Consider the following 21,785-nt stretch of genomic DNA (forward strand, 5'->3'; position numbering starts at 1 on the left):
TATGCAATTGATGCACAATTGCTTCATGAACATCGACCATGTCAAAGCGCTCGCCGCCGCTGTGGACGAAGGCACCGTCGAAGGTGCGGCCTTCGTCCTCGGCATCACCGCCTCGGCGGCCAGCCAGCGCATCCGCACACTCGAGACCCGCCTCGGGCAGGTGCTCATCCGGCGTACGAATCCGATCACCGTCACCGAGGCTGGGCAGGCCATTCTGCGCTATGCACGGCAGGTCGAGCTCCTCGAATCCGAAGCGCTCGACCGGCTGCACGGCATCGATGCCGATGCGCTCGGCGCGGATGAGGCCAGCGGCCGACGGCGCGAGCCCACAGTGCTGCGGATCGGCGTCAACGCCGATTCGATGGCGACGTGGTTCCGCCCCCTCTTCGCCGAGGCGGCCGGCTGGGACGACGTCGTCGTCCGCATCGAAGTCGTCGATCAGGACAAGGCGCTGCCGCTGCTGGCCTCGGGGGAGGTGCTGGGCACGATCACATCGGCGGAGACAGGAGGATACGGGACGAAGGTCGATGAGCTCGGGACGATGCGGTATGTCGCCGTGGCAGAGCGGTCGCTGCTGGAAAGGCATGCCGCAGAGGGTGATCCTGACCTGACGCAGCTGCCGATGGTGAATTTCGGACAGGACGACGACCTGCAGTTCGAGTTCCTCCGTCGCTGCGGCATCGCTGCGAGGCCGCCGATCTCGGTTGTGCCGGGTTCGGCGGAATTCGCGGCTGCAGTCGCCGCCGGCCTCGGCTGGGGGATGATTCCGGTGATGCAGCTCGAGGCGCTCGATGCCGACCTCGTGGAGATCGGTGAGGACCCGCACATCGACGTTCCGCTGTACTGGCATCATTGGACGCTCGCTTCGGACAAGCTCTCCCGCCTCACCGAGGCATTGCGGCGCGCGGCTGCCGCCATGTGCTGAGCCGAGGCCTGGGAGTGCGGTGCGCTCAGGTGGTCGAAACAGGCTGATTCTGCCTGCTTAGGTGGTCCAAATGGGATGAATTTTTCGCAAGAGATCCTGCCCATTTAGCCCACCCAAGGTGTCTGGGGTGCCGATTCGCCTGCCCAAGCGCCCACACTCCGGAAGATCAGGGGGCCCAGAAAGTCAGGGGTCCAGAAGGTCAGGGGGCGAGGATCCTGCCGATCGTCCACTTGGCCTGCTTATGGCAGGTGCGTCAGTGCCTCGGCCTAGACTGGCCCCATGACGGAAAGCGCCCCGACATCCCCGCCGGTCCCTGCCGCCCATGACGACTTCACCGCCGAGGCCCAACGGATCCTCACCGAGCTCACCGCGAATCCGGACGCGCAGTTCCGCGAGGGGCAGCTCGAGTCGATCCGCGACCTCGTGCAGTTCAAGAAGCGCGTCCTCGTCGTCCAGCGCACCGGATGGGGCAAGTCCGCGGTCTACTTCGTGGCCACGCGGATGCTGCGCTCGGCAGGAACCGGCCCGAGCCTCATCATCTCCCCGCTGCTGGCGCTCATGCGCGACCAGATCGCAGCGGCGCAGCGTGCCGGAGTCCGCGCCGCCAGCCTCAACTCATCGAACGTCACCGAATGGGACTCTGTGCTCGACGACCTCAGGGCCGGCAGCCTCGACGTCCTCCTCGTCTCCCCGGAGAGGCTGAACAATCCGCAGTTCCGTGATGAAGTGCTCCCGCAGCTGCTGTCCTTCCTCGGCCTCATCGTCGTCGACGAGGCCCACTGCATCTCCGACTGGGGGCACGACTTCCGTCCGGACTATCGACGCATCGGTCGCATCCTGGCCGAGCTGCCCATGAACACCCCGGTGCTGGCCACCACCGCCACGGCCAATTCGCGGGTGGTCACCGATGTCGCCGAACAGCTCGGGGAACACACGACGGTCGTCCGCGGCGAACTCGCCCGCGACTCCCTGCGCCTCGGCGTCCTGTCCGACCTCGACGCCAGTGCTCGCATCGCTTGGCTGGGCTCCCATCTCGCCGATTTCGCCGGATCCGGGATCATCTACACACTCACCGTCAGCGCCGCCGAGGACATCACCCGGATGCTGCGCGACCAGGGCTACGAGGTCCGCGCCTATACCGGTCGGACCGATGCCGAAGAGCGTGCAGAACTCGAGCAGCAGCTCAAGGACAACCGCCTCAAGGCGCTCGTGGCCACCTCGGCGCTGGGGATGGGCTTCGACAAGCCCGACCTCGGATTCGTCATCCACATCGGCGCACCGTCCTCGGCCGTGGCCTACTACCAGCAGGTCGGCCGTGCCGGCCGCGCCACTGACTCGGCCGATGTGCTCCTGCTCCCCGGCCCCGAGGATGAGCAGATCTGGGAGTACTTCGCCACCGCCTCGATGCCGAACCAGAACGATGCGAACGCCGTGCTCGCCGCCCTGGCCGAGGCGGACGGCCCCCTTTCCGTGGCCCGCCTGGAGACCCTGGTCGGAACCAAGCGCTCCCGGCTCAACCTGCTGCTCAAGACCCTCGAGGTCGAAGACGCCGTGTCCAAGGTGCGCGGCGGATACATCTCGACCGGTCAGGGATGGACATACGATCGGGAGCGCTACGAGAAGGTGGCGGCTGTGCGGGCCGACGAGGCGCAGGCCATGCTCGACTACGAGGCGACCGAGCAGTGCCGGATGGAGTTCCTCATCCGGCAGCTCGACGACCCCGATCCGCGCCCCTGCGGCCGGTGCGACAACTGTGCAGGCGCGTGGTTCTCATCCGAGATCTCCGAGGAGCAGCGCCGGGCTGCGGTGGGGAACCTCCACAAGATCGGCCTGCCCATCGAACCGCGCAGCACCTGGCCGAGCGGACTGGCCAATATCGGCGTGCCGCTCAAGGGGCGCATTCCGGCCGAAGAGCTCGCCGAGGAGGGGCGTGCGATCGCACGCCTGAGCGACCTCGGACAGGGGCAGACACTGCGGTCCTTCCTCGCCCCCGACGCTCCCGATGCCGAGGTTCCGGCACAGATCGGCAAGTGGTGCCTCGAGGTGCTCGGGCAATGGAATTGGGACACCCGCCCCGAGGTGGTCGTGTCGATCCCGAGCGCCCGTCGACCCGTGACCGTGCGGTCCCTGGCCGCGAACCTCGCATCGGCCGGTCGTCTCGTCGACGGCGGTGAGCTTCTGCAGGTCGGCGATCACGGCACCCCGGACGTCAACAGCGCCTTCCGCGTCAAGGACCTCTTCGAAGCCTTCGTCGTACCGCCCGAGGTCGAGCAGGCAGTGTCCGGCAAGTCGGTGCTGCTGGTCGATGACGAGGTGGTGTCGCGGTGGACGATGACGATCTGCGCGCGCCTGCTGCGCCGGGCAGGAGCAGCTTCGGTGCTGCCGTTCGCACTGGCTCTTCGAGCTTGACGCAGACGGCGGACTCAGCGGGCCAGGCGCAGGTCCCTGGCCAACCTCGGTGTTGACCGGCGCCCGACCTGCCGGGTCCAGGTCGACCAGGGGTAGGACAGGCGGACGTGGAAGTAGTTGATGTACTCGACGACGGCGAACAGCCAGACGAAGACGATGAGCACACTGCTCAGGCTCGACCCGGGCCAGGCGGCGACGATGCCGATTCCGCAGCCGAAGAGCACGATCGGATCGAGCACGCGCAGCCCCCGGAAGAGGCGGTCGGCACCGCGCGGAATCGTCTCCGGCAGGTGGTGCCGGGCGAGCAGCCAGTAAGTCCCGGCCTGGACGAGGACGAAGATCAGCGGTGACAGTGCGAACCACAAGGCGGCTTCGGCGCCGTCCGCGGCCACGAATGCGAGGTTCGACGGCACAACGGCGAAGACGGCCGCGGCGACGAACTCCCCGAGCCCGAGGCTGAGCAGGCGCCGCCGCAGTGGCCGGAAGCGGTCGGCGGCAGCTTCGGCGTCCGTCACGGGTTCTGCTGCAGCTGGAACGTCGCCCCTTCCGGATCGGTGACCGTGACGATGCGCCCGTACGGGGAGTCTTCGGGGCCGTCGAGCACCTTGCCGCCGAGCTCTGTAACCTTCGACGCCGCCGCATCGGCGTGTTCGACGTTGAAGTAGGTGCGCCAGTAGGAGTTCTGGACCCACTCTCGGGCATCGCAGATTCCGGCCACGGCATCGTCGCCGGCGCCGTGCGTGGAGTAGGGGAAATCTCCCATCGGGGTGATCTCGAAGGAGAACACGTGGCCGTAGAACTCGTTCGCGGCCGAGTAGTTCACGGTTATGAGCTCGAACCAGACGGGCGTGCCCGGCGTCAGAGGTGTGTCGAAGCCGGAGAACTCTCCGGGTTGCCACATGCCCACACCGGCACCGGTGGGATCGGTGATGACGGCCATCTGTCCCAGCGGCCCCACGGCCATGGGCTCGGCGACGGGGGCGGCACCGGCTTCGAGCGCCTTCGCATAGACGTCGGAGATGTCCTCAGTGTGGAGATAGGTCGTCCACGTCGCTGGGATCATCGGATTCGGGGTGCCGTCCATGTTGAGCGCGCGCATGGCACCGCCGATGGTCACTCCGTCCTTCGTGATCATGTTGTAGTGGCCGAAGTCGGGCCCCTGGTCGTTGAACTCCCATCCGAAGATCTGCGAATAGAAGTTCGTGGTCGACTCGAACTCATGGCATGTGTAGTCGATCCAGACGGGCTGGCCCTCGCGGGGGTCGGCAGGCATTGCGGCTCCTCTTCATTGTGGTTGTCTCGGCCTGGGTCTCATCGGCGCCGGCGTCCGTTTCCCTGGTGGTTCGCCTAGTGCCAGTTCCGGGTGAAGTCTGCGAAGCAGTCCTGCAGCGCCGCCTGGAGCAGGGGCCCGAAGGTCACACGCTTGACGCCGAGATCGGCGACCTGGGACAGGTCGAGCTCATCGGGGATCGCGCCCTTGATCGGGTGCGCGGTGACATTGAGCGGCAGCGTGACCTCGGACAGGATGGTCGTGAGGGTTTCGGTGTCGGGGATCGCGACGGGGTAAAGCGAGTCCGCACCGGCCTCGGTGCACAGCTTGAGACGGCGGATCGCCTCGGCGACGGGGTCGTCGAACTGTTCGGCATTTTTGAATACATCGGTGCGGGCGTTGATGACGACGTGCACGCGCTGGGCCTCGGCGGCCTGCCGCAGGCTCCAGATGTACTCCGCATGCTCCTCGGCGCTGCGCATGCTTCCGCGGCTGTGGACGGTGTCCTCGATGTTCACCCCCACTGCTCCGGCCTCGAGGAGACCGGCGATGAGATCGGGGGCGGGGGTGTCGTACCCGGATTCGAGGTCCGCGGTGACCGGCACATTCACCGAGGCGGTCACTCGCGAGATTCCGGCCAGTGCCGTCTCGAGGGACATCGCCTCACCGTCGGCGGACCCGAGGGAGTCCGCCAGGGGATGGGAGCCGATGCTCAGGGCGTTGAAGCCCACCTTCACCATCGCTCGAGCCGACCAGGCATCCCAGACCGTCGGCAGGACGAGCGGTCCGCGCTGGTGGTGTCCTTCGAGCAGGGTGAAAGCACGTTCGGCGAGCACGCTGTAGTCGGTCATGATGACTACTGTTCCACCCCGCGGGTGCGACACGCCAGGGATCGGCCTGGTTCACCCGAAGGTCTCAGGGTGGCACGTTGGTACCATGAGCGTCATCCGAGGTCGTCGCACGGAAGGGGCGAGGTGACCGGTTCGGGCACCATTCGCGTTTCGCCCAAACCTGAGCGGGTCTGGGCACTGCTCGCCGTGCTCGCCGCACTGCTCGCCGTTCTCATCGAGATTCCCGCGGCACTGGCTTCCGAAGGCACCTATTCGTTCGTGCAGCAGTCGATCAGCCACCTCGGAATGACAGGATGCGGGGAGTGGGGTGACTCCGAGCCTCTGATCGAGGTGTGTTCGCCGGCCCACCCCCTCGTCAACGGCGTCTTCATCCTCGCCGGTTCGATGCTCGCGGTGATCGCGGTCGTCTGGCACGACTGGATCGCCCCGACAGCCTGGGGCAGGTGCGGGTCCTTCCTGCTCGCCGCCGGTGGGATGCTTCTGGCCGGAACGGGAATGGTCCCGGCCGACGTGGACCCCACCATGCACGCGGCGCTGGGCTTCGGAGGTGCCGTGGTCGAGAACCTCGGCCTGCTCACGGTCGGCATCGCGATGACCAGATGGTCGAGGGAACGCTGGATCGGGCCCGTCGAGCTGGGCGGACTGACGATCGGTCTGGCGGCGTTCGGATTCGCCGGAACCCTGCTCATGGCCGCTCCGGATGGTTGGGGTCTGCCGGTCGGGATCATCGAGCGGGTCGCCGCCTATCCATTCCTCGCCTGGTTCGTCCTCGCCGGATGGATGCAGCTGCGTGATGCCTCGAGGCGGCACCGCGACCTGGACGGTCGACGGCGCTAGTCCACGAGGACACGGGGAACGGCCTGATGGAATGCCCTCAGGGAACAACGTTTCACGACCCGAAACAGAGTCCTCAGAGCCGCGGGGTCCGCGGAGGCGCCTCGCGTCGGTCCCCGGTGGCCTCGAAGGCCGCGGCGATCTCGATGAGTGCGTTGTCGTCCCAGCCGCGTCCGGCGATCGTCAGGCCCACCGGGATCCCCGTATCGGCCATCGTGCCCATCGGCACCGTCACCGATGGGATGCCGAGGTGCCGGGGGACGAGATTGCCGTTGGCGACCCAGGTGCCGTTGCGCCAGCCGAGGTCCGCCGAGGCCTCGTCGACATCCATGTCGGCCGGGCCGACATCGGCCATGGCCGGGAAGATCACCGCATCGAGCCCGAGTTCGTCCATCCACTTCTCGAGATCGAGCCGGCGGGTCTCCTCGAGTCCGCGCACGCCCGTTTCGAGCTCTGGGATCTCGGTGAGCGACGAATAGCCGTTGGTGCGCACCTGCTCGGGGTAGGTCGCGATGTCGTCATCGAAGCCGGTGTACCGGTCGGGCAGTGCGCCCTGAGGATGCGGGAAGATCTGCTGTCCGTCGACCTGGGTGAGCGAGCTGAGCTTCGGGTCCCCGTTGGCGGCAAGGAAATCGTCCCAGGCCCAGGAGGAGAGGTCGTTGAGCTCGCGATCGAGGTAATCGGAGCTGACGAGTCCGCGGGTGCGGATCGTCGGCGCTCCGAGACGATCGCCCTCGTAGTTGCTCACGACCGGGAAGTCGGTCTCGACCACCTCGGCGCCGGCGGCCTCGAGGTCACGACGAGCGGCCTCCCACACCTCCATCACCGAGGCGCGGGTGTCGATCCGCTGACCGGTCGGTCCGCCGATCCCTCCGTGAGGATTCGTCCCGGCCTCGGGGTCGGCGTTGATGTACATCCGCGGCACGCCGAGGCGCCTGCCGGCCAGAGCCGAGGCCGCGGCCCGGGCGTCGGTCGGCAGCAGGGCCGCATAGGAATCCGGGCGCACAGCGCTCGCCGCCGGGATCTCGACCCAGGGCTGGACGCGCCAGAAGTCGCCGCGGGCCTCGGCGTCGTCGGCGACGATGACATCGAGGACCTCGCACAGGTCGGCCATCGTGCGGGTGTGGGGGACGACCACGTCCATGGTCGGCACGAGGGGCCAGTTCCCGCGCACGCTGATCACTCCGCGTGACGGGGTGTAGGCGATGAGCGCATTGTGCGAGGCCGGGGCTCGCCCGGACGACCAGGTCTCCTCGCCGAGGCCGAAGGCCGCGAAGCTCGCCGTCGTCGCCGTGCCCGACCCGTTCGATGACCCCGAGGCGAAGGCGCTGGTCAGCCACTCCGCATTGTACGGGCTCTCGGCGCGACCGTAGAGGCCGCGCTGCATCCCTCCGTTGGCCATCGGGGGCATGTTCGTCAGTCCCAGGCAGATGGCGCCGCCGGCGCGCAGGCGCTCGATCGTGAACGCGTCCTTCTGCGCCACGAGATCGGCGAATGCCGGGGAGCCCGAGGCGACGGTCAGGCCGGCGACCATGTAGCTGTCCTTCGCGGTGTACGGGATCCCGTCGAGGGGGCCCAGTGTCTGTCCCGCGGCGCGTCGCTCATCCGAGGCGGCCGCCTCGGCGAGTGCCTGCGGATTCTCCACGATCACGGAGTTCAGCTTCGTCTGCGTGTCGGGGCCGTCGAAAGCCGCGATCCGATCCTGGTAGGCCTCGACGAGCTCCACCGAGGTGGTGCTGCCGTCTTCGAGGGCGGTGCGCAGTTGGGCGATCGAGGCCTCGACTGCATCGAACTTCGTCATGCTCATCCTCCGTGCACTCGGCGGTGCGTGCGCGTTGCGATTGTCTGCTCTGCCCAGGGTAGCGTCGACAGGGGGTCGGCCGGGCTGCGGAATCCGTCGCCCCGGCCCCGGAACAGATTTCTACTGGTTGTAGAATGAAGGTGGAGACGGTCTCCGAGCAGTTCCCCACTGAGGCAGTCGCGAGGAAGTGATGGCATGCCGCGAAGAGTGAACGATTTTCGAGGGTTGGCCGAGGTCAGCCGGGTCAAGCTCCTCGGTGCTGTGCAGAACCGGCCGGGAAGCCGGCTGAAGGAGCTCGCCGACGAGGTCGGCCTCCACATCAACACCGCCAGGGACCATCTGCGGATCCTCATCGAGGAGGGCTTCGTCTGTCTCGAGCCCGCCGCGACCGGCACGCGCGGGCGACCTCCGATGGTCTATCGGCCCGTGGACGCTCCCGAGATGAATGAAGCTGCTCGTGAGCGCATCGACCGTGCCCGGGAGCACCGGCAGGTGCTGCGGAGGCTGGCGAACGGCGATGGCACGCAGCCGGCGGCACTCGATGAACTGGGCGATGACGCCGGGGCGCAGTTCGATGTGCTCTATGAGCACCTCGATGATTCGGGGATGGAGCCGATGGTCGACGAGGAGGAGATGCTCATCTCCCTGGCCCCGTGTCCGCACTATCGGATGGTCGGCGACGAGCGCGAGATCGCCTGCGCGATCCACGCGAATCTCGTCCGCAGCCTCCTCAGCCAGGTGCCCGGCCCGCTCGAGCTCGATCGTCTGCTGCCGTTCACCTCGGCGGACACCTGCCAGATCCTGCTGCGCGATGCCGATTGCCCGGGTGCCGCGATCCCGCAGGAACCGGAAGCCGGATCGGGCGCCGAGTCCGAGCGGGACTCCGAGCCCAGGCAGGGCCCTGAGCCGGGTTCGGACCCGGACGACGGCTCTCAGTAGTCGATGCGCTCCCAGCCGCGGCGCTCCGGCTGGGTCTGCCGGTCCTTCGAGCGGTAGATGATGTACGGCCGTGTGATGTAGCCCAGCGGCGCGGCGAACACATGGACGAGTCGGGTGAAGGGCCACAGTGCGAAGATGAGGATCGCGGCCATGACATGGATCTGGAAGCCCAGCGGCGCCTGCGCCATGAGCGCGATGTCGGGCTGGAACATCCAGAACTGGCGGAACCACACGGACACGCCCTCACGGTAGTCGTAGTCGCTGAGCGCCGAGTCGAAGATCGTCGAGTACACCCCGGCGAGGATGACGATTGCGAGCATGAGGTACATGAGCTTGTCGAGTCGGGTCGTCGCCCCGAAGACGCGGTTGTTCGTCCGCCTGCGGTAGATGAGCAGGGCGAGCCCGCCGACCGTCGCGGCCGCGGCGCCCAGGCCCACCGTGATCGCCATGAAGTGGTACATGTGGTCGGTGATGCCCACGGCGGAGGTCCACGACTTCGGAATCCCGAGGCCGATGACGTGACCCAGGAAGACGAAGATGATGCCGTAGTGGAACAGCGGTGAGCCGATCCGCAGCAGCTTCGATTCGTAGATCTGGGTCGACCTCGTCGTCCATCCGAAGCGGTCGCGACGGAAGCGCCAGACATGGCCGAGGACGAACACGGCCAGCGCCATATAGGGGATGATCACCCACAGGAACGTGTCCAGCACTGTCGGTGAGTTCATGATCGCTCTCCTGTCACATCTGTCAGCGGAATGAAGGTGTGCTGCCCGCCGCTCCCACAGCCGCCCGCGGCCTGTGCCGAGCCGGGCGACATCGCAGCGCCCGCCGCCATCGCCGCGGTCATCTCGGCCGCGCTCGGTGGAGCGTCACCGTAGCCGCCGAGTCCGTCGAGGCCGACGGTCTCGGTGGCCGGGCCCTCGGCGGCCAACCGTTCGACGGCGTGGATGTCGTCGCCGTCGAGGGCGGGCAGGGTGGCGCAGACGGCGCGGATCGTGCCCGCCCAGGGGGAGTCGATCTCGGTCAGGTGCAGGCGCAGCAGCTCGATCCCGGCCCGGTTGGACAGCAGGATCCGCACGCCTGCGTCGAGATCGTGCCCGGCGGCGAATTCGAGGACGTAGGTGAGATGGTCCGGCAGCTGCGTTTCGTCCATGTCCAGACCCGCCGATCGGTAGATGTCCTTGATCTGCAGCAGCGCCTGCCCGCGCTTGCGCGTGTCCCCATTGGAGAAATAGGTGAGGAACAGGCAGCCGCGACGCCGCGTGTCGAAGGTTTCGACATAGTCTGCACGCAGTTCGATGGGATCGGCAGCGCCGAGGTGGCCGATCGTCGCGTCAAGATCCTCACGCAGGTTCTTCGGCACGTCCGCTCGGTCGAGGACGGCCGAGATCTGCGGCAGCCTCTGCAGCGCCTCCTCATCGGGATAGTCGATGAGCCAGGAGGCGGCGGCATAGACGGCGCGCAGAGCCTGGCGGCTCACCCCCGGCGCGGTCTGCCCGCCGGACTCGGCGTGCACGGCGGCGCGTTTCGTCCACTTGGACAAGAACTTCAGCGGTCGGTACATCTCAGGCTCCGGCCGGTCCGTCGATGGTCGGGAACAGCCCGGTCGGACGTCCCTTCCCGTCCCAGTTGAGCAGGTTGAGCCGACCGCGCAGATGCGAGCGTTCTCCCTCGTCCTCGGCGCTGCGTTCGGCCAGCGGGTCCGACATCCCGGAGGTGCCCGCGAAGCCCCTGGAGGCGATGTCGGGCATCTCGCTCATCCCGGGCCCGCCTTCGGCGTTGAGCGGGCAGTCGGAGCCGATGCCCTCGAGGCTGTGTGCCTGCTCCGAGTGACCGGCGGGGATGACGTAGCGTTCGTCGTACTTCGCGATCGCCAGCAGCCGGTACATGTCCTCCATCTCCTCGGGCTCCATGCCCACCGAGTGCGGGATGCGCTGATCGGGTTCGACACCCATGTTGATGTCGCGCATGAACGCTCGCATGGCCGCCATGCGCCGGAGCACATCGGCCACGACATCGGTGTCCCCGGCGGTGAAGAGGTTCGCGAGGTACTCGATGGGGATGCGCAGCTCGTCGATCGCGGCGAAGAGGTTCACCGCGTTCTCCGCGTCGTAGCCGGTGTCCTTGACCACGTCGACGACCGGCGACAGCGGCGGGATGTACCAGACCATCGGCATCGTCCGGTACTCCGGATGCAGCGGCAGCGCGAGGTCGTAGTCCTTGATGAGCTTGTACACCGGGGAGCGCTGAGCCGCCATGATCCAGTCGTGGGGGATGCCCGCCTGTTCGGCGGCGTTCATGACATCGGGATCGTGCGGGTCGAGGATGAGATCCTTCTGGGCTGCGAAGAGGTCCTTCTCATCGGGCACCGAGGCCGCCTCGGTGACACGATCGGCATCGTAGAAGACCAGCCCGATGTAGCGCAGGCGGCCGACGCAGGTCTCCGCGCACACGGTGGGTTCGCCGTTCTCGATCCGCGGGTAGCAGAACGTGCATTTCTCGGCTTTGCCGGTGCGGTGGTTGAAGTAGATCTTCTTGTACGGGCAGCCGGAGATGCACATCCGCCAGCCGCGGCAGGAGTCCTGGTCGACGAGGACGATGCCGTCCTCCTCGCGCTTGTAGATCGCGCCCGAGGGGCACGAGGCGACGCAGGAGGGGTTGAGGCAGTGCTCGCAGATGCGGGGCAGGTAGAACATGAAGGTCTCTTCGAACTCGAGCTTGACCTTGTCCCCGATCGATTTGAGCATCGGATCGAGATCGCCCTTGGCATAGGTGCCGCCCAGGTCGTCGTCCCAGTTGCCCGACCACTTGATGTCCATGCGCTCGCCGGTGAGCAGGGACTTCGGCGGTGCCGTGGGGATGTGCTTCTGTTCGGGTGCCGAGAGCAGATTGTCGTATTCGTAGCTCCAGGGCTCGTAGTAGTCCTCGATGCCCGGCAGCTTCGGGTTCGAGAAGATGGACGCGAGCTTCTTGAGCTTGCCGCCGGCCTTGAGCTTGAGCCGGCCGTTCTTGCTCAGCGCCCAGCCGCCCTGCCACTTCTCCTGATCCTCGTAACCGCGCGGGTAACCCTGACCGGGTCGGGTCTCGACATTGTTGAACCACACGTATTCGGTGCCCTTGCGGTTCGTCCACGCCTGCTTGCACGTGACCGAGCACGTGTGGCAGCCGATGCATTTGTCGAGGTTCATCACCATCGCCATCTGCGCCATGATTCTCATCAGTATGCCTCCTGTTCCCGAGTCGGTGTCCGCTGCTGGTCGTCGGTGGGTGCCATCGCTGTTCAGTACTCCACGTTCTGGTTGGTGCGACGCCGGATCACGGTCACCTCGTCGCGCTGGTTGCCTGTCGGGCCGTAGTAGTTGAATGCGAAGGACAGCTGCCCGTACCCACCCACGAGGTGGGTCGGCTTGATCATGATCCGGGTCAGGGAGTTGTGGATGCCTCCGCGCTGTCCGGTCGTCTCCGTGAGCGGAACGTTGACCGTGCGCTCCTGCGCGTGGTGCATGAACGCCGTGCCCTGCGGCATCCGGTGGGACACGACCGCACGGGCGGCGACGACGCCGTTGCGGTTGATCGCCTCGATCCAGTCGTTGTCGGCGATGCCGACGGCCTCGGCGTCCTCGACGCTCATCCAGATCGTCTGCCCGCCCCGACCGAGGCTCATCATGAAGAAGTTCTCCTGGTACATCGAGTGGATCGCCCACTTGTTGTGCGGGGTGAGGTAGCGCACGGCGATCGAGGTGCCGTCCGACTCGCCGATCTGCGGTTCGCCGAACAGAGCGTTCATGTCCAGGGGCGGTCGGAACGTCGGCAGGGCGTCGCCCATCTCGAGGAACCAGTCGTGATCGATGTAGAACTGGTAGCGCCCGGTCAGCGTATGCCAGGGCTTGAGCCTTTCGACGTTGATGGTGAACGGCGAGTAGCGGCGGCCGCCGGATTCGGAGCCCGACCACTCCGGGGAGGTGATGACGGGCACGGGAGCCGCCTTCGCATCCTCGAAGGAGACCTGTTTGCCCTCATGCTCGGCGGCCAGATCGGCCAGCCTCTGCCCGGTGCGCCGCTCGAGGGTGGTGAACCCTTCAGTGGCCATGAGCCCGTTGGTCGTCCCGGACAGGCCGAGGATGTAGTCCGCGGCGCGCCGGTCGGAGTCCAGGCGCGGCTGCCCCTTGCCGGCGCCCTTGGTCGCGACTCCGTTGAGTCGGCGCAGCCGTTCGACGTGATGGTCGACGTTGTAGCGGATGCCGCGGGCGTTCATGCCCTGCGACTCCAGCAGCGGGCCGATCGTCGTGTACTGGTCGTGGATGGCCGTGTAGTCGCGTTCGACCTCGACGAGCTTCGGCATCGTCTTGCCGGGGACGGGCTCGCATTCGCCGAACTTCCAGTCCTTGACCCGGCCGTGGGGGGTGTTCAGCGCATCCGGGCTGTCGTGCTGCAGCGGTTGAGCCACGATGTCTTTGCGCGTGCCAAGGTGGGTGCGGGCGAGCTCGGAGAACTTCTCCGCGATCGTCGCCCAGGTCTCCCAATCGTTGCGGGACTGCCAGGGTGTGGAGATCGCGGGATTGAAGGTGTTGACGAAGGGGTGCATGTCCGTCGTCGACAGGTCGTGCTTCTCGTACCAGGTCGCCGCGGGCAGGATGACGTCCGAGTGCAGCGTCGTCGTCGTCATCCGGAAGTCGAGCGTGAGCAGCAGGTCGATCTTGCCCTCGGGCGCCTCATCCCGCCAGGCGACGTCGCGCGGACGCAGGTTCTCGGGCGTCTCCTCGGCACTGACCGAGTTGTCGACGCCGAGGAGGTGCTTGAGGAAGTACTGATCGCCCTTCGCCGAGGAGCCGAGCGTGTTCGCCCGCCACATCGACCAGATCCGCGGGTAGTTGTTCTCCGCGTCCGGATCCTCGGCCGCGAAGCGCAGACGTCCGCTCTTGAGCTCGTCGACGACGTGGTCGGCGCTCGATTTGCCGGCCCGTGCGGCCTCCTCGGTGAGTTCGAGCGGGTTGGCGTCGAAGGTCGGATAGTACGGCTGCCAGCCCAACCGCGTGGCCTGGGCGACGGCGTCGGCGGTCGACATGCCGTCGAACTTGCCCTGCCCGGCCCGCGCGGAGAGCATGTCGGCCCCGAACTGGTCGTAGCGCCATTGGTCCGAGTGCATGTACCAGTACGTCGTCTGCGTCATCTGCCGCGGCGGCCGCACCCAGTCGAGTGCGTTGGCCAGGTGGAGCCAGCCGGTGAAGGGACGGATCTTCTCCTGCCCGACGTAGTGGGCCCAGCCACCGCCGTTGACACCCTGCGTGCCGCACAGGGTGGTCAGGGTGAGGAAGGTCCGGTAGGTCTGATCGGAGTGGAACCAGTGGTTCGTGCCCGCACCCATGATGATCATCGACCGCCCGTGCGAATCGCGGGCATTGGCTGCGAACTCGCGGGCGATGCGCGCCGCCGCCTGCCAAGGCACTCCGGTGATGGCTTCCTGCCAGGCGGGCGTGTGAGGACTGGTGGCGTCCTCGTAGTCTGCCGGCCACTGGCCCGGCAGCCCCTCGCGGGGCACCCCGTACTCGGCCAGGAGCAGATCGAAGACCGTCGTCACGAGCCGGTCGCCGAGGCGGCGGACGGGGACTCCGCGCACGACCTCGTCGATCTGGCCCTGCGCGGCGGTGTCGAAGCGCGGCAGCCGGATCTCGGCGGTCTCACCGGAACCGATGGTTCCGCCCTCATCCGTGGTTGCCTCGGCGATCGACAGCGCCGGGTCGATGTCCTCGAGGTCGAGGTTCCACTTGCCCTCGCCATCGGCTGCGAATCGATGGCCCAGGGTGCCGTTGGGGATCGCGGGACCGCCCGTGCGGCGGTCCCAGACGGCGGGCTTGAAGTCCGCGTCCTCGGTGTCCGCCTCGGCGGTGGCGCTGCTGCCGAGGTCTGCTGCGGTGACGAAGCGTCCGGGTGAGTGGATGCCGTCCTCACCGGGTTCGAGCTCGACGATGAACGGCAGGTCCGTGTACTTGCGGACATAGCCATCGAAGTACTCGGTCTTCGCATCGACGAAGAACTCTTTGAGGATGACGTGGCCCATCGCCATCGCCAGGGCGCCGTCCGTGCCGGTGGCTGGTGCCAGCCACTCGTCGGCGAACTTCACGTTTTCCGCGTAGTCCGGAGCGATCGAGATGACCTTCTGCCCGTGGTAGCGGGCCTCGGCCATCCAATGTGCGTCGGGGGTCCGGGTCATCGGGACGTTCGAGCCCCACATCATCAGGTACGAGGAGTTCCACCAGTCCCCGGATTCGGGCACGTCGGTCTGATCGCCGAAGACCTGAGGGGATGCCGGGGGCAGATCGGCGTACCAGTCGTAGAAGGAGAGCATCGAGCCGCCGATGAGCTGATGGAAGCGGGCACCGGAGGAGAAGGAGACCGGGCTCATGGCGGGAATGGGGGAGAAGCCGGTGGTGCGGTCGGGTCCGAGGTATTTCACGGTGTACACATAGGCGGCGGCGACGATCTCGACGGCCTCGGCCCAGGTGGCGCGCACGAGTCCGCCCTTGCCGCGCACGGACTTGTAGCGGCGGGCTTTGACCGGGTCCTCGACGATGGACTTCCAGGCCAGCACCGGGTCGTGTCCGTTGGCGGCTTTGGCCTCGCGGAACAGGCGCAGCAGGGCGCCGCGGACATAGGGGTAGCGGACGCGGGTGGGGGAGTAGGTGTACCAGGAGAAGGAAGCGCCGCGAGGACAGCCGCGCGGTTCGTATTCAGGCATATCGGGACCCGCGCTGGGATAGTCCGTGGCCTGGGACTCCCAGGTGATCAGCCCGTCCTTGACATAGACGTGCCACGAGCACGAACCGGTGCAGTTGACGCCGTGGGTGGAACGGACGACCTTGTCGTGCGACCAGCGGTTGCGGTAGAAGGAATCGCCCTGGCGGCCGCCTTTGAGATGCAGCTCGCGCTTGTCCTCGCTCATCGTGGCCCGGGGAGTGAAGAACTTCCGGCTGCCGATGAGGGCGTCCATCAGCGAGTTGTCGGTGCCCGGACGGTCGGTCCTCGGCACCGAGGACTCCGCGGGCGTGTGCTGGTCCCTGCCCTGCGCCATGTTCTCGGTGGTCATGACCGTGTCTCCTTGTCGTCGTCGCTGATACGTGGCTTCGTGGGGCCGCTGTCGGCCGCGGCATGTTCGGCGCTCGAGCCGGTGCCGGGCGCGGAGGCAGCGGCGGTGCCGCCGGCGGTCGCGGCTTCGGCCGGCGGCGTCGCCGGCGGGTTCGTGCCGATCCAGAGTGTGATGAGGAGGGCGATCACCGTGAAGCCGGCGAGCAGCAGCAGCCCGAGGGAGTAGTCGTGGGTCGCCGACCACATCGCTCCCAGCAGGAGCGGCGGGACGAATCCGCCCAGTCCGCCGGCGGCGCCGACGAAGCCGGTGATCGAGCCGACCCGGGAGGGGTCCGAGCGCTGGGCGATGAGAGCGAAGGTCGCGCCGGAAGCCAGCCCGAATCCCGCCGACATGGCGATGAACTCGGAGGTGTAGACGATGAACTCCAAGGGATGGAAGGACAGTGCGATGGCGCAGATGGCGATGAGCGAATAGGCCACGCCGAGTGTCTTCACCGCGCCGAGGCGGTCGGAGAGGACGCCGCCCAACGGACGGGCGACGACGGCGACGATGACGAAGCCGGCCATGCGCAGGGATGCGTCGGCGGGTTCGAGGTCGTAGTCGTTGTTGAGGAAGGTCGGCAGGTAGACGGAGAACGCGACATAGCCGCCGAAGGCGAGAGCGTAGAGGTAGGCGGCCTGCCAGGTCAGCTTCACCGACAGGGTCTGCCCCAGGGTGGCGATGAGGCTCTGGCGCACGGGCTGCCAGTCGGGCGGATTGCGCATCATCGTGAAGGCCAGCACCGCGTAGACGATGAGCACGACGGCGGCGACCACGAAGGGAAGCTGCGGCCAGATGTTGTGCAGGGGAACCGTGGTGAAGGCCGCGATCGCAGTGCCGCCCATGCCCATGCCGTAGACGCCGATGGCCGAACCGCGGGATTCCTTGGGGAACCAGCGGTTGACGTAGGGGACGCCGACGGCGAAGCTCGTGCCGGCGACGCCGAGGAAGAATCCGCCGACGATGAGCGTGGCGTAGTTGTACTGGCCGACGAAGCCGACGAAGAGCACCGGGATGACCGTGATGAGGGCGATGAACGACATCATGAAACGGCCGCCGAGGCGGTCTGTCAGCGCTCCGACGACGATCCGTCCCAGCGAACCGACGAGCACGGGCACGGCCACGAGCAGCGCCGAGTCATCGGTGAGCTTCTCCTCGACGAAGTGCGGACCCAGCGGGCTGATGAGCGACCAGGCCCAAAACGTCACGGTGAAGCCGAGTGTCGCGAAGACCAGTGCTCGGGTCCGCTGGGCGTTCGTGGCCGAAGCGGGTGATCCGCCGGTCGCTGGTTGCTGCCTCTCAGGCTGTGACATCTTCTGCCCTCCTCGACGAATGTGCCGACTGCTTCCGATCACAGCAGAGTTGAGGGGAAAGTGGAACAGTTTCCACCGTGTTTAATCCCGAGGGCGCACAGGAGGCGTCCCTGCGGGGGTCGCAGCCGGCCTCACGAGGTCACGAAGTGATTTAGGTCATGGTTCCATGACTGATTCTACTGTTGGTAGAAAAGCGTATGATCGAGCCATGTCGATCACGGTGATGATTCTCAGCGGCGGTCGCTCCCGACGGTTCGGGGGCGTGCACAAACCCGGTGTCCGCCTCCGCGGGCAGACGGTGATCTCGCGGATCCTCGGCACTGTCCGTGAGGCCGTGCCCGAGGCCGAGGTATGGGTGGCCGGATCCACCGCGGGGCTCACGGAGGCCGAGACGGAATCCGTCGGCAGCGTACGGGAGGAGCCCGAGTTCGCAGGCCCTCTGGCCGGAATCGATGCCGCTGCCCGAGTGATGGGTGACTCCGAGGTCACTGTGATCTTGGCCGGGGACATGCCGCTGGTGCGGCCGGCCCATCTGCGGGCGCTCATCGCCGCGTGCCGGGAGACCGAGCTGCCTGCCGCCGGCGTCGATGATCGCGGCAAGCTCCAGTTCCTCTGTGCCGCCTGGCCCACCGCGTTGCTGCGCCGACGTCTGGCCGATATCGGCCAGACGCGGGACAGGGCGGTCAAGCTCCTCTTCAGCGGACTCGACGTGGCACCGGTCGACGTCGACCCCGCGGAGATCGTCGACTTCGACACCCGCGAGGAGTACGAGCGCGTGGCCCGGAAGATCGACACGGCCGATGCGGCTGTTCCGCACTCGGATGCGTCGGACGAGCAGAGGGCTGCCACGGACGCTCCCGCGAACTCGGCCGCAGCGAAGGCTGAGGCTGCACGAGGCGGCAGGTCCGTGCCGGAGCAGGTGCTGCGGATGCGGGATCTCGCTGCGGCCGAACTGCCGGGAGAAGCGAGGATGACCGATGCCGAGGTCGCTGCCGTGCTCGAGTTCGCCTCGCACATCAAGCATTCGGACTCTTCGCTCAGCCCGGTCGTCGCCGCCTTCCTCGCCGGCAGACTCCACGCCGCGGCGCCGGGGGACGACCGCGCCTCGGTCGCCGAGGCGCTGGCTCAGGTGGAGGAGATCCTCACTCGGCCCCGGCGCTGAGATCCTCGGCCCCGGCGCTGAGTCCGGACGAGGCACCGGGTCGGGCCCCCAGCCCGGGCTCGTGGCCGTGGCCGCGGCCGCCGACGAGTCCGTCGACGAAGGCAAGACCGTGGTCGTCCTCGTCCGCACCGGCGACGCAGCCGGCGAGAAAGGTCCCGAAGGGCCCGGAGGCCCGGGTCCCCGTCTCTGCCGACCAGCGGGCGCTGGCGTCCAGCAGCACCGTGACGAGTTCGGCGGGGGACTCCGCCTCCGGGAGGGGAACTCCAAGTGTCTGCGCGGCGGCGAGGAGTTCGTCCGTCATCGCCGCGATGCGGCCCGGTGAGTAGTCCATCGGCATATCGTCCCTCCTTGGCCACCGACCCTAGCGCAGGGGCCGGTGGCGGGCAGGCGGTTTCGGCCGTGACTAATCGACCAGAGGCGAGGATCAGTCGTCGATCTGAGTCTGCTCCACGGCTTCGACGGCCTCTTCGGGAGTGAGGCGGCAGGCGATGCCGACGTAGAAGACGATGATCGAGAAGACCACCGTGACGATCTCACCGACGATGAATCCCATGATGTCGAGGCCGCCGCCGTAGTGGCCGATGAAGCTGAGGACGACGAGTCCGACCATCCACAGCAGCATCCACCAGCCCGAGCGCATCTTGAGGTCCGGCAGGCGGGCCTTGTCCTTGGCGAAGATGTGGTGCGCGATCATCACGACATACCCGATGGCCACGGCGAGGAACAGCTTCCAGTTCGTCTCCCAGCCGGTCCAGTAGACGATGAGGTTCGCACAGATGAAGCCGATGATCGGCAGCGCGTCGCCGCCGGGCAGCTTGAACGGACGCTCCTGCTCGGGCAGCTGACGGCGCAGAGCCGCGACGACCACTGGGCCGGTGGCGAAGGAGAGGACTGTGCCCGAGGTGATGAAGCCGACGAGCTTCGCCCATGAGGGGAACGGCAGGAACATGATGCAGGAGACGATGAAGACCACGAGCAGCGAGACCCAGGGGATGCCGTTCCTGTTGAGCCTGGCCAGGGCGCGGGGCGCGTTGCCGACCTTCGCCTGCGAGTACGACAGCCGCGGCGCCAGTGCCGTGTAGATCAGCCCGGTGTCGGCCGGCGAGATGATGGCGTCGCCGTAGAGGATGACGGCCAGCCAGACGGCTCCCAGCAGCAGGGAGATCTCGGCCAAGGGGCCCGCATCGTTGGTGAACGCGAGGTTCGCCCAGCCGTCCTTGAGCAGATCGGTCGGCAGCGCCCCGATGAAAGCGGCCTGCAGCAGGATGTAGATGAGGCCGGTGACGAGGATCGAGCCGACGACTGCGAAGGGAACGTTCTTCTGCGGGTTCGTCGTCTCGCCGGCGAACTCCACGCCCTGGCGGAAGCCGAGGTAGGAGAAGACGATGCCCGCCGCGGGCAGAGCGGCCAGGATCGGGGCCACGCCGTTGGGAGCGAAGCCGCCGAACTGCTGCGAGGTGAAGTGGCCCGGGTTGAACGCGAGGACGAAGAACACGACGATGACGAGCAGGATGACGGCGAGCTTCCACCACACGAGGACGTTGTTGAAGCGCGCGAAGAGCGAGACGCCGTAGAGGTTGATGACGCTGAAGACGAGCATGAGCGCGATGCCGGGACCGGTGAGGACGGCGACGTCGTCGACGGTGTGCATGAGCCAGGGAAGGTAGCTCGAGGCGTACTGGACGGCGGCCATGACCTCGATCGGCACGGTCGCGGCGACTGAGAGCCAGGTGATCCAGCCGCTGGTGAAGGACGCGAAGGAGCCGAAGGAGAAGTGCGGGAAGCGGATGACTCCGCCGGCGACGGGGAACATCACGCCGAGTTCGGCGTAGTTGAGCGCCACGAAGATCATCATGACGGCGCCGAGGGCCCAGGAGACCAGTGAGGCGGGGCCGACCATCACCGAGGCGTTGAACGCCCCGAACAGCCAGCCGGAGCCGATGATCGAACCGACTCCGGTGAAGAGCAGGCCGATCTTCCCGATATCCCTCTTCAGTCCTTTGTCGGCGCGAACGTCGACCTTCATCGGCCGGCCCGATCCGGACGCCGCAGGCCCGGAGGTCGGGGGATTCAAAATGGACATCATCGCCCTTTCGATTGTGAAACCGTTTTCGACTGTTGAAGTGTGCGCCCGCCCGATGGTGATGTCAATCACGATTCGGCCTTTTTGGGGTCGCATCAGCCGTCTCCATATACACCAGATGACCAGCACGGATACTCAGTTTTGAAGGGCGCGTCATTCTCCGGGCGGAATTGGATCCAATGATTGTTCGCACCATTGGCGCGTTTGCCTGAATTGCGCATATCGGAGACAAGGGCGCCTGGCAGATCGGATCCAATCTCCTGGAATTCTCACAGGATGCGATCAGAGGGGATCCTCGTCATAGAGGTCGGTTGCAATTGGGTTGCGATTTTTTCTCCGGCCGGCGAGTCGCGCAGAGGATAGGCTTCTGAGCGGAAGACGGAGGGAGGACGGGCAATGGCACATGATCCTGCTCGCAGCGCTGCGATCGCGGCTGAGCTGCGGGCCCGAATCATCGGCGGCGGACTGCAGCCGGGAGACCGCATCCGGCAGGAGGAGGTCGCCGCGGAGTTCGGTGTCAGCCGAATCCCGATCCGCGAGGCCCTGCGCATCCTCGAATCCTCGGGGCTCGTGACCTTGGTGGCATCGACGGGAGCCTGGGTGACCGAGTTGAGCCTCGAAGAATGCCGCGAGATCTACCTCATGCGCGAACGCCTCGAGCCGCTGCTGCTGTCATTGGCGATGCCGACGCACACTCAGGAGTCGATCGCGGAGTTCGACCAGCTCGCCGAGGTCGTCGAGCAGGCGGCTTCGCCCGGCGATTTCCTTGAGGCCGACCGCGAGTTCCACCGCGCAGTCATGGCCGTCCCCGGCACCCTGCGGCTGAGCGAGACTGTCGACCATCTGTGGAATCTCAGCCACTACTACCGCCGCCGTCTGCTCAGCCCCGAGGTGAGCCGTCGACGCGAGGACATCGTCGCCGAGCATCGGATGATCCTCCGTGCGCTCGAGCTCGGCGACGTCGACTCCGCCGAGGCGATCATGGCGGCCCACATCCGCCATACCCGCAGGCTCGTCGAGGCCCACCCGGAGATGTTCGCGCGGGATCGGAATGGTGAAGAGCGTTAGCATGGGT

General features: G+C 66.9%; 18 protein-coding genes. 7 read left to right on the plus strand and 11 right to left on the minus strand.

Annotated elements, in window-relative coordinates:
- Positions 1-25 precede the first annotated feature (25 nt).
- Both IHE57_RS02265 and IHE57_RS02270 read left to right on the plus strand, forming a co-directional pair.
- Complete coding sequence (locus IHE57_RS02265) at positions 26-925, plus strand: ArgP/LysG family DNA-binding transcriptional regulator (protein WP_253719831.1); 900 nt, start codon at positions 26-28, stop codon at positions 923-925.
- A gap of 279 nt (positions 926-1,204) precedes the next feature.
- Positions 1,205-3,334: a RecQ family ATP-dependent DNA helicase gene (locus tag IHE57_RS02270; protein ID WP_209370501.1), complete on the plus strand. Its 2,130-nt coding sequence runs from the start codon at positions 1,205-1,207 to the stop codon at positions 3,332-3,334.
- A 14-nt stretch (positions 3,335-3,348) separates the two neighbouring features.
- Here the strand turns inward: IHE57_RS02270 and IHE57_RS02275 are convergent, their stop codons facing one another.
- The 3 genes from IHE57_RS02275 to IHE57_RS02285 form a co-directional block, all read right to left on the minus strand.
- A complete protein-coding gene (locus tag IHE57_RS02275; protein ID WP_209370503.1) occupies positions 3,349-3,849 on the minus strand; it encodes a hypothetical protein in 501 nt (166 codons plus the stop codon).
- The gene (locus IHE57_RS02280; protein ID WP_209370506.1) at positions 3,846-4,607 is read right to left on the minus strand and encodes a VOC family protein; all 762 of its coding nucleotides are present in this window, start codon (positions 4,605-4,607) and stop codon (positions 3,846-3,848) included. Before IHE57_RS02280 ends, IHE57_RS02275 begins: the two co-directional genes overlap by 4 nt.
- 74 nt (positions 4,608-4,681) lie before the next feature.
- On the minus strand, positions 4,682-5,455 hold the full coding sequence (locus tag IHE57_RS02285; RefSeq protein ID WP_209370508.1) for an isocitrate lyase/PEP mutase family protein: 774 nt from the start codon (positions 5,453-5,455) through the stop codon (positions 4,682-4,684).
- Between the two features lie 123 nt (positions 5,456-5,578).
- Between IHE57_RS02285 and IHE57_RS02290 the strand changes: the two genes are divergently transcribed.
- Positions 5,579-6,292 (plus strand): DUF998 domain-containing protein, encoded by a 714-nt coding sequence (locus IHE57_RS02290; protein WP_209370510.1) that lies wholly within the window; start codon positions 5,579-5,581, stop codon positions 6,290-6,292.
- 73 nt (positions 6,293-6,365) lie between these two features.
- On the opposite strand, the gene IHE57_RS02295 is transcribed toward IHE57_RS02290, so the two are convergent.
- The gene (locus tag IHE57_RS02295) at positions 6,366-8,090 is read right to left on the minus strand and encodes an amidase (RefSeq protein ID WP_209370512.1); all 1,725 of its coding nucleotides are present in this window, start codon (positions 8,088-8,090) and stop codon (positions 6,366-6,368) included.
- 195 nt (positions 8,091-8,285) lie between these two features.
- On the opposite strand from IHE57_RS02295, the gene IHE57_RS02300 reads away from it, so the two are divergent.
- Complete coding sequence (locus IHE57_RS02300) at positions 8,286-9,029, plus strand: winged helix-turn-helix transcriptional regulator (RefSeq protein WP_209370514.1); 744 nt, start codon at positions 8,286-8,288, stop codon at positions 9,027-9,029.
- Here the strand turns inward: IHE57_RS02300 and narI are convergent.
- The 5 genes from narI to IHE57_RS02325 all read right to left on the minus strand — a co-directional run bounded on the left by narI (position 9,023) and on the right by IHE57_RS02325 (position 17,465).
- Positions 9,023-9,754, minus strand: coding sequence for a respiratory nitrate reductase subunit gamma (gene narI, locus IHE57_RS02305; protein WP_209324017.1), 732 nt, complete (start codon positions 9,752-9,754; stop codon positions 9,023-9,025). The genes IHE57_RS02300 and narI overlap by 7 nt on opposite strands.
- Positions 9,751-10,593, minus strand: coding sequence for a nitrate reductase molybdenum cofactor assembly chaperone (gene narJ / locus IHE57_RS02310; protein WP_209370517.1), 843 nt, complete (start codon positions 10,591-10,593; stop codon positions 9,751-9,753). The genes narI and narJ overlap by 4 nt, the downstream gene beginning before the upstream one ends.
- A 1-nt stretch (position 10,594) precedes the next feature.
- Entirely contained in the window at positions 10,595-12,247 is a 1,653-nt protein-coding gene (narH, locus tag IHE57_RS02315) for a nitrate reductase subunit beta (RefSeq protein WP_209324015.1), read from the minus strand.
- 62 nt (positions 12,248-12,309) lie between these two features.
- A complete protein-coding gene (locus IHE57_RS02320; protein WP_436627474.1) occupies positions 12,310-16,113 on the minus strand; it encodes a nitrate reductase subunit alpha in 3,804 nt (1,267 codons plus the stop codon).
- Positions 16,110-17,465, minus strand: a complete 1,356-nt coding sequence (locus tag IHE57_RS02325) for an MFS transporter (RefSeq protein WP_209324014.1) — start codon at positions 17,463-17,465, stop codon at positions 16,110-16,112. Before IHE57_RS02325 ends, IHE57_RS02320 begins: the two co-directional genes overlap by 4 nt.
- Positions 17,466-17,673: 208 nt before the next feature.
- Here IHE57_RS02325 and mobA point away from each other — a divergent pair, with 208 nt between their 5' ends.
- The gene (mobA, locus tag IHE57_RS02330; protein ID WP_209324013.1) at positions 17,674-18,627 is read left to right on the plus strand and encodes a molybdenum cofactor guanylyltransferase; all 954 of its coding nucleotides are present in this window, start codon (positions 17,674-17,676) and stop codon (positions 18,625-18,627) included.
- Here the strand turns inward: mobA and IHE57_RS02335 are convergent.
- Together IHE57_RS02335 and IHE57_RS02340 are read right to left on the minus strand one after the other, a co-directional pair.
- Complete coding sequence (locus IHE57_RS02335; protein WP_209324012.1) at positions 18,608-18,964, minus strand: hypothetical protein; 357 nt, start codon at positions 18,962-18,964, stop codon at positions 18,608-18,610. The genes mobA and IHE57_RS02335 overlap by 20 nt on opposite strands.
- A gap of 87 nt (positions 18,965-19,051) precedes the next feature.
- Positions 19,052-20,653, minus strand: a complete 1,602-nt coding sequence (locus IHE57_RS02340) for an APC family permease (protein ID WP_209370519.1) — start codon at positions 20,651-20,653, stop codon at positions 19,052-19,054.
- 49 nt (positions 20,654-20,702) lie between these two features.
- On the opposite strand from IHE57_RS02340, the gene IHE57_RS02345 reads away from it, so the two are divergent.
- Together IHE57_RS02345 and IHE57_RS02350 are read left to right on the plus strand one after the other, a co-directional pair.
- Positions 20,703-20,855, plus strand: coding sequence for a hypothetical protein (locus tag IHE57_RS02345; RefSeq protein WP_209370522.1), 153 nt, complete (start codon positions 20,703-20,705; stop codon positions 20,853-20,855).
- 251 nt (positions 20,856-21,106) lie between these two features.
- A complete protein-coding gene (locus IHE57_RS02350; protein ID WP_209324010.1) occupies positions 21,107-21,778 on the plus strand; it encodes a GntR family transcriptional regulator in 672 nt (223 codons plus the stop codon).
- Positions 21,779-21,785: the final 7 nt, after the last annotated feature.

The organism is Brevibacterium renqingii (assembly GCF_017808105.1).
GTDB lineage: Bacteria > Actinomycetota > Actinomycetes > Actinomycetales > Brevibacteriaceae > Brevibacterium > Brevibacterium renqingii.

Bases quoted from the DNA above. Each gene is read 5' to 3' on its own strand.
- narI (WP_209324017.1), bottom strand. From the start codon at position 9,754: ATGAACTCACCGACAGTGCTGGACACGTTCCTGTGGGTGATCATCCCC.
- IHE57_RS02280 (WP_209370506.1), bottom strand. From the start codon at position 4,607: ATGCCTGCCGACCCCCGCGAGGGCCAGCCCGTCTGGATCGACTACACA.
- IHE57_RS02265 (WP_253719831.1), top strand. From the start codon at position 26: ATGAACATCGACCATGTCAAAGCGCTCGCCGCCGCTGTGGACGAAGGC.
- IHE57_RS02320 (WP_436627474.1), bottom strand. From the start codon at position 16,113: ATGACCACCGAGAACATGGCGCAGGGCAGGGACCAGCACACGCCCGCG.
- IHE57_RS02295 (WP_209370512.1), bottom strand. From the start codon at position 8,090: ATGACGAAGTTCGATGCAGTCGAGGCCTCGATCGCCCAACTGCGCACC.
- IHE57_RS02300 (WP_209370514.1), top strand. From the start codon at position 8,286: ATGCCGCGAAGAGTGAACGATTTTCGAGGGTTGGCCGAGGTCAGCCGG.
- IHE57_RS02350 (WP_209324010.1), top strand. From the start codon at position 21,107: ATGGCACATGATCCTGCTCGCAGCGCTGCGATCGCGGCTGAGCTGCGG.
- IHE57_RS02345 (WP_209370522.1), top strand. From the start codon at position 20,703: ATGGACATCATCGCCCTTTCGATTGTGAAACCGTTTTCGACTGTTGAA.
- IHE57_RS02270 (WP_209370501.1), top strand. From the start codon at position 1,205: ATGACGGAAAGCGCCCCGACATCCCCGCCGGTCCCTGCCGCCCATGAC.
- IHE57_RS02340 (WP_209370519.1), bottom strand. From the start codon at position 20,653: ATGAAGGTCGACGTTCGCGCCGACAAAGGACTGAAGAGGGATATCGGG.
- narH (WP_209324015.1), bottom strand. From the start codon at position 12,247: ATGAGAATCATGGCGCAGATGGCGATGGTGATGAACCTCGACAAATGC.
- mobA (WP_209324013.1), top strand. From the start codon at position 17,674: ATGTCGATCACGGTGATGATTCTCAGCGGCGGTCGCTCCCGACGGTTC.
- IHE57_RS02335 (WP_209324012.1), bottom strand. From the start codon at position 18,964: ATGCCGATGGACTACTCACCGGGCCGCATCGCGGCGATGACGGACGAA.
- IHE57_RS02285 (WP_209370508.1), bottom strand. From the start codon at position 5,455: ATGACCGACTACAGCGTGCTCGCCGAACGTGCTTTCACCCTGCTCGAA.
- IHE57_RS02325 (WP_209324014.1), bottom strand. From the start codon at position 17,465: ATGTCACAGCCTGAGAGGCAGCAACCAGCGACCGGCGGATCACCCGCT.
- narJ (WP_209370517.1), bottom strand. From the start codon at position 10,593: ATGTACCGACCGCTGAAGTTCTTGTCCAAGTGGACGAAACGCGCCGCC.